Annotated in this window: 6 protein-coding genes; 2 read left to right on the top strand and 4 right to left on the bottom strand. The window is 57.4% G+C overall.

Features of this window, described 5'->3' with window-relative positions:
- Positions 1–159: 159 nt before the first annotated feature.
- Complete coding sequence (locus tag ADA16_RS10335) at positions 160–1,041, bottom strand: hypothetical protein (RefSeq protein ID WP_048761756.1); 882 nt, start codon at positions 1,039–1,041, stop codon at positions 160–162.
- Positions 1,042–1,327: 286 nt separating this feature from the next.
- On the opposite strand from ADA16_RS10335, the gene ADA16_RS10330 reads away from it, so the two are divergent.
- Positions 1,328–1,864: a peptidylprolyl isomerase gene (locus ADA16_RS10330; protein WP_369707163.1), complete on the top strand. Its 537-nt coding sequence runs from the start codon at positions 1,328–1,330 to the stop codon at positions 1,862–1,864.
- A gap of 693 nt (positions 1,865–2,557) precedes the next feature.
- On the opposite strand, the gene crgA is transcribed toward ADA16_RS10330, so the two are convergent.
- A complete protein-coding gene (crgA, locus tag ADA16_RS10325) occupies positions 2,558–2,827 on the bottom strand; it encodes a cell division protein CrgA (RefSeq protein WP_048761753.1) in 270 nt (89 codons plus the stop codon).
- 135 nt (positions 2,828–2,962) lie between these two features.
- On the opposite strand from crgA, the gene ADA16_RS10320 reads away from it, so the two are divergent.
- On the top strand, positions 2,963–3,634 hold the full coding sequence (locus ADA16_RS10320) for an aminodeoxychorismate/anthranilate synthase component II (RefSeq protein WP_048761751.1): 672 nt from the start codon (positions 2,963–2,965) through the stop codon (positions 3,632–3,634).
- Positions 3,635–3,637: 3 nt separating this feature from the next.
- On the opposite strand, the gene pknB is transcribed toward ADA16_RS10320, so the two are convergent.
- Positions 3,638–5,701, bottom strand: coding sequence for a Stk1 family PASTA domain-containing Ser/Thr kinase (gene pknB, locus ADA16_RS10315; protein ID WP_048761749.1), 2,064 nt, complete (start codon positions 5,699–5,701; stop codon positions 3,638–3,640).
- A gap of 53 nt (positions 5,702–5,754) precedes the next feature.
- Positions 5,755–7,239 (bottom strand): serine/threonine-protein kinase, encoded by a 1,485-nt coding sequence (locus tag ADA16_RS10310; protein ID WP_048761745.1) that lies wholly within the window; start codon positions 7,237–7,239, stop codon positions 5,755–5,757.
- Positions 7,240–7,241 lie beyond the last annotated feature (2 nt).

Raw genomic sequence — 7,241 nt, 5'->3', positions numbered from 1 at the left:
AATGGCTTGAAAGTGTCATAAACTCGCACAGTTTCACATTTGCAGCCCGTCTTTTGACGTTGTCAGGTTTGCTACTTAATCAAAAACGCCCGACCGTTCGCGCATCTACTGCACAGAACAATCGGGCGTGAAAAGGCTTTTGGCTATCTAGCCGCCTATTTACTTCTTGCGAGCCTGACCCGGCTTCGGAGCCGGCTTGGACGGCTTGGAAGAGATCTTCTTAGCGTCGTCAGCATTCTTCTTCTCGGTCTTGACCTCGTCGACCTTGATCTGAGCCTGCTTGGAAGCCTCTGCGGCCTTCTCCTCAGTGGTCTCCTTGGCCTCAGCTGCCTTGCCCTTGGCCTCGTCGGCCTTGTCAGCTGCCTTGCCCTTTACCTCTTCAGCCTTTTCCTTAGCCTCAGAAGCCTTCTCTTCAACGGTCTCCTTGACCTCAGCGGCCTTGTCTTCGACCTTGTGCTTAAACTCTTCAGCCTTCTGCTGGTACGGAGCCGGGTCGACCGGGAGCTTGTCGTCCTTGCGCAGCTTCCAGACGATGACACCGACAATTGCTGCAACAACAGCGAAGACCAGGGAAGCGGTTGCGATGCGACCGTTCTTGGCGCGCTGCTCTTCCTTACCGGTTACCTTGTCGATAGCCTTCTGGGTACGTACCTCGAGATCCTTGCGAGCCTTCTTGGCCTTCTTTTCAGCCTTCTTAGCCTTGCAGCGAGCCTTGCAACGAGTCTTCTTGCCCTTGCGCTTAGCGTCCTTCTCGGCCTTCTTCGCCTGCTTCTTGGTCTCCTCGGACTTCTTCTCAACCTTGCCGGTCAGTTCTTCAGCCTGCTCAGCGAGCTGATCGCGAGCGTCGGAAACTTTTTCCTTAACGTCTTCTGCCCAATCGGATGCTGCGTCCTTCGCAGCCTCGTTCTGTGCAGCTGCCACTTTCTTAGCCTCCTGCATCGTGTCGTAGAGCTCTGCAGCCTTCTTGTCTCGGTAATCCGAGTAGCTGTCATAAGCGGACTTGAGTCCCTTGACAGCCAGCGAGATTGCCTTGGGGTTCATGACTCTCCTTAATTAGTACGTCGCCAACAGGCTTCGCCTTTAATTATCAATCAATGATTAATGCTGCTACGGCACTAGTGCTTCTGAGACCAAGAGCTAGGGCTCAGTTAGGCCCAGCACCGAAATATCTACAGCAGGGTCATATTCCAGCTTAGGCACTATTTGTTCGTCATGGGGGTCAACGCAGAACTCTTTTCCTTATCCTGAAAAACATTTTCGGTGGGTCTGCCACCGAGAAGCTCACCAGTTGGAGCAATTGGTCAGCAAGGCCGGTATCCTGAAGAACGTGACTATTAAGACTGCTACTGCAACTGTGCACACCAACCATGGCGATATCGTGATTGACCTATTCGGCAATCACGCGCCGAATACCGTCGACAACTTCATCGGTCTGGCAGAGGGCACGAAGGAGTACAAGGGCCAGAACGCTTCTGGTACCGAGTCCGGGCCGTTCTACGATGAGGCCATCTTCCACCGCATCATCGCCGGATTCATGATTCAGGGTGGTGACCCGCTGGGCACCGGCACTGGCGGCCCGGGCTACATGTTCGACGATGAGATTCACCCGGAGCTCCAGTTCGATCGTCCGTACCTGCTCGCTATGGCAAATGCTGGCAAGCGTGGCGGTCGCGGCACCAACGGTTCTCAGTTCTTCATCACCGTTGTTCCGACTCCGCACCTCAATGGAGCTCACACCATCTTCGGTGAGGTCGCTGATGACGCCTCGAAGAAGGTCGTCGACGAAATCGCCCGTGTTGCTACCGACCACTGGGATCGTCCGCTGGAGCCGGTCGTGATTACCTCTATCGATATCGAGAAGTAATCCGCTAGCTTCTACGCCTTTAACCCGCCCGTTCGTCCGGGCGGGTTTTTTCATGTCCGTTTTCGCTTTACGACGGCCCGTAACTTCAATGTTGCATTTAGGGGTAGCGGGGGTAGTAGCAAATTGGGCTGATTCTCCACATGTCCACAACCCTGTGGACAAAATTCTCCACTGTTCACCTAGGTGAACCCCAGCCAAGAAGCACGTTACGGCTCTCAATTTTCATAAATTACAACAATCCACAGTTGTCCACAGACTTGTGCACATGTGTGGATAATTCCATTCTTGTAATTTACGAACCCGCGTTCGAAAGTGATCGAATCCCGCAGAATATTGGAGTTACCCACAGTTTGACTTGCAGCTATGTTACTTGTTCACAGAGTTATCCACAGGCTGTGGATACTGTGGATACAGGAAAGGGGAAGAAATTTGTCATGCTTTACGGTTTCCGCCCCGTAACCCGTGAGAAATTTGGGACGAAATCTCTCCACAGTTATCCACAAATTACATGATTGTTACACAGGTTTCTGTGGATAACTTTTTTGCATGACCCGCAGGAGTAAAGTCTCCATTCGTCGAAAAGGGTGTGGGAATCAGGGGTAGTTGCAGGGGTAAAACGGCCTGCGTTTTTGGGCATGAAAAAGGCGCATCCGAAATTGGATGCGCCTAAGAGGTGTGGAGCTGCGGAGCGGACTAACGCCAACCCATGGTCATCAACAGGCCGACAATGAAAAGACCAAAGCCGATGACGTAGTTCCATGCGTTAAGGGTCACCATGAACGGAATGTGTGGTCCTGCGATGTAGTTGACCAGCAGCCAGCCCAAACCGATCAACATGAACCCGAACATCAGCACCTTGTACCACACCGGGGTCTGGGTGCTATTGATTTTGACCGGGGTGCGGCTGATGGAAGAGCCGCCGGATTGCGGTGAATTAGTGCTTTCGATCTTTGCCTTAGGCATAGCGCTTTGAATTCCTTAGGTTACGGTCAACAGGTTGCGATCAACGCGGTATCTACGCTCCCGCGGTATATGCATAATTGTAAACTTTGCATCCGAACTTACCAGTGAAGTTCCCAGGCAGTAGAATTCCCAGTTATGCAGATTCTCGTCGTCGATAATTATGACAGCTTCGTATTCAATCTGGTCCAGTATCTAGGCCAGCTCGGTGAAACGGTGACTGTCTGGCGCAATGATGATGCGCGTCTCCGCGATGTTGACGACGTCGTAAAGCAATTTGATGCAATCCTACTGTCGCCCGGTCCCGGTGAGCCCTCTAATGCTGGGTGGACCGAGGACATTATTCACGCGGTGAGCAGGCAGGATGAGCCGACACCGGTGTTGGGTGTGTGCTTGGGTCATCAGGCGATTGGTGAGGTCTTTGGTGCGCGGGTCGTGCGTGCCGACGAGCTGTTGCACGGCAAGACCTCCCCGGTCACACACGACGGCACGGGTGTGCTGGCCGCTGTGCCGAGTCCTTTTATTGCTACGCGCTACCACTCGTTGACGGTGGATCCGGAGTCATTGCCGGACGAGCTCATTGCGACGGCGTTTACGGATTCGGGCATGTTGATGGCTATGCGCCACCGTGACCTGCCGATTCACGGCGTGCAGTACCACCCGGAGTCGGTGCTCACCCAGTACGGGCACCGCATGCTGGTCAACTGGCTGCGTCTGGCCGGTGGCGAGTACTCCGAGGAACTCCTGGCGGAGTTGGAAGAGCAGCAGGCCGTGTACCAGCGCGCCTTCTCAGACGTGCTGGCACACTAGCCGCTAGTTAGGCAGCAAATCCGGCAGCCTCAGGGGAGGTTCCGGCGCAGGCCGTTCGTCGGAAGAACTCTCCGGGGCAACCCCAAGCCGGTAGACGCGCAGGGTGACCTCGCCGTCCTTGTTCAGCTTGGACCCGGCCGACGGATTGGCCTTCTCCACGTGGTCGACCTTGGACAGATCCAGGGTGGTGACGTCCTCAGTGCGGATATTGCCCTCGAATCCGGCATCGGCAAGTGCTTTCTCCGCGTCACTGAGGGTCTGTCCCTCAACCCGTGGCATCTTAATTTGGTTACCACGCGAAACGTGCAGCTCAACCGTCGTACCGACAGTGAGCTCCGAGCCCTTCTGCGGAACCTCAATGACGGTTCCCTGCTTCTCAGCGGAGTCCACCTCTACCACTTCGACAACGAAACCAGCGGACTCGAGAGTTGTACGTGCGGAATCCAAAGTCTGACCAGTGACATCCGGAACAGTCTTGGTCTCGATACCGGAGGAGACTGTCAGCGTTACTCGCGTGCCCTTCGACACCTGAGAACCGGCAGCTGGAGACTGCTCGATGACGTTGCCACGCGGGATGTCCTCATTTGGTTCTTCCTGAAGCTTCGGATTGACGACAAGCCCTGCTTCCTCGAGTAGGCGGCGAGCTTCCTCGGCCTGCTTGTCACGCACATCCGGCACATTGGTCAACTCAGGGCCGGAGGATACGCGCAGCTTGATGCGCGATCCTTCCGGAAGACCCGAGCCGACACCCGGTTCCGTGGCGATTACCGTATCTCGCGGAACATCTGGGTTCGGCTCGTCGACGCGGTTGACCACGAAACCCGCCTGTTCGAGAACCTGAATAGCCTCATTGACATTTAGACCCTCGACCTGCGGAATGGCAACGGTCTCGACCTCGGTGGATGAGTTGAAGAACTGGTAGGCACCGTAGCCGACACCGCCGAGAGCCACCATTGCAGCAGCCACCAGCGCGATAGTTTTTCCTGCGCTGCCCTTCTTATTCTCGGGCTCATCAGCCTCAGCAATCTGCGCAGGGGCCTCCGACTGGTCAGCTGCTTCCTTCGGTTCAGGATCCGGGACCGGAGCCGGAACCGGAGCCGGAGTTGCCTGCTGCGCAGGGGCCACCCGCGTCTCAGCATCCGACGAAGCTGCCGGAAGGAATTCGGTGGTCTTGGCGTCGTCGTCATGCGCGCCGTGATGCGCCAGCGCCAACGGATCCTCGCCGCGTGCAAGACGACGCAAATCCTGGGCGAAGTCCTCTGCCGAGTCGTAGCGCTCCATCGGATCCTTGGCCATCGCGGTCAATAGCACCGCGTCGAGAGCCTGCGCCGTGTTCGGGTCGGTGTCGAGCTTCCCCGAAGGGCGCGGTGGCTGATCCTGAACATGCTGGTAAGCGACAGAAAGAGGGGTTTCTCCGGTGAACGGCGGGGCGCCTGTGACGGCCTCGAAAAGTACACAGCCGACAGCGTAAATATCGGAACGGGCATCGGCGGTCTTACCGCGCGCCTGCTCCGGCGAGAGGTACTGCGCGGTACCCAGTACCGCCGCCGTCTGCGTCATCGTGGTGGAATCGCCAAGTGCGCGGGCGATGCCGAAGTCCATCACCTTCACCTTGCCGGTGTTGGTCAACATGATGTTCGCCGGCTTGATGTCACGGTGAATGATGCCGGCATGGTGGGATGCCGTCAGCGCATCACACACCGATGCCATGATCGACGCGGCTTTCTTCGGGTCGAGCCGCCCCTCACGACGAACAACGTCACGCAGCGTCTCACCCTGAATCAGCTCCATGACAATAAAAGGCACGCGCCCCATCGGGCTGTCCGTCTCGCCGGTGTCATACACCGATACGATGGCCGGATGATTCAGCAGCGCTGAGTTTTTCGCTTCACGACGGAACCTTGCGAGGAAGTTCTCATCCCTGGCAAGGTCGGCCCTCATCATCTTGACTGCGACAGAACGACCGAGAACGGTATCTTCAGCTCGGTAGACATCGGACATGCCGCCAACGCCAATGAGCTCGCCGAGCCGATAACGGCCGGAGAGGAGATCGTCATTGCCAGACATTGTTCGTCAGTCCCTTCGGAAGGATTTCCACCAAAACTTCTTGTACCTGAATATTACTGTGCATCTGGAGTCCCCAAGGTATTACCGGGCCCATTTTCCGGGGGCAGTTGAATACCGGGCAGACCACCGCCAGTGGAGTCGTCGTCATTGCCATTGCCCGAATCCTGGGTCGGTTCGGAGGTTTCCGGAGCGGTCTCGCTGGTGCCCTGGTCAGTAGACCTGTCAGAGGACCAGCCGTTGTTGCCGTCGGAGTTACCGCCGGAGTTGCCGCCGCTGTTATTTCCCCAGTTACCGGAATTGTCGCCTGACCAGCCGGATCCAGATCCATCGTTGGAATCGGTATTTTCCTCCGTGGTCTGCTGCTGTGACTGGTTCGGAATGTACTGCTCCAAGTTCGGAATGGTTGGCAGTGAACCTGTTGTCGACAGCGAATAGACGACTGCGATGGCACCGGCCAGCAACACGAGCAGCACCAACAGCACAATGCTGCCGCAGCCACAACCACAGCCGATGCGCTTCTTTGCGGGCTTGGGCTGACGAGCGGGTTGCTGTGGTCGTTGCTGTACTGGCCGCTGTGGTTGCTGCGGCGGCTGCGGCACCGGCATGGGCGGCCGTGTCATGGCGCCGAGTTCGGTGGTCGCCGGGTTGGCAGCATTGGACTGGCGGTGCACCGTCGGGGTCACGCCGCGCGGCTGTGGTGGGCGGTGTCCCGCGCGCACTCGCAAAACAGCCTGTGCCAGTTCGCGACCATCGGCATAGCGACGCTGTGGATTCTTGCGCAGCATAATGCCGATAAGTTCGCGGATATGCGGATTGACCGTCGGTGCCAGCGCGGGTGGTGCCTCGTTGATGTGTGCCACGGCAACCGCAACGGTGGAGTCGCCCTGGAAGGGGCGAACACCGGCGACCATTTCGTAGGCGACACAGCCAAGCGAGTAGATGTCCGTCGCCGGGCTCACCTGCTTGCCCTGTGCCTGCTCCGGTGAGACATACTGCGCGGTACCGACGACCATGCCGGTACGCGTTAGCGGCACCGCTTCGGCGGCCTTAGCAATACCGAAGTCGGTGATTTTCACGGTGCCCTCCGGCGTCACCAGCAGGTTGCCCGGCTTGATATCGCGGTGGACGAGGTTCGCAGCGTGAATTGCCGACAGGCCGTGCGCAGTCTGCTCCAGTACGTCGAGCATCAGGTGCTCCGGCAAGGTGCGACGTCGCTGCAGCACCTGCGACAGGGATTCACCACGGATGTACTCCATGACGATGTAACACGCGCCGTGGCTGCCGATGTCGCCTTCCTCGTAGGTGACAATCTTCACCACGTTCGGGCTGTTGACGCTGCGGGCAGCAGCAGCTTCGTTCTGGAAGCGCTGCCGGAACTCGTAATTGTCCGAGTACTCCTGGTTCAGAAGTTTGATAGCAACCAGTTCGCCGCTGTTGGCGTCGTCGGCAAGCCAGACGGTGGACATGCCGCCACGGCCGAGCAGACGGCGGACGTGATAGCGGTTGCCGACGATATCTTGAACTTGGTGGGCATCCATAC

This window comes from Corynebacterium vitaeruminis, from assembly GCF_001054325.1.
Classification (GTDB): Bacteria; Actinomycetota; Actinomycetes; order Mycobacteriales; family Mycobacteriaceae; genus Corynebacterium; species Corynebacterium vitaeruminis_A.
Note: the sequence above shows the minus strand (reverse complement) of the source record. Positions and strands in the feature narration are given on the sequence as shown.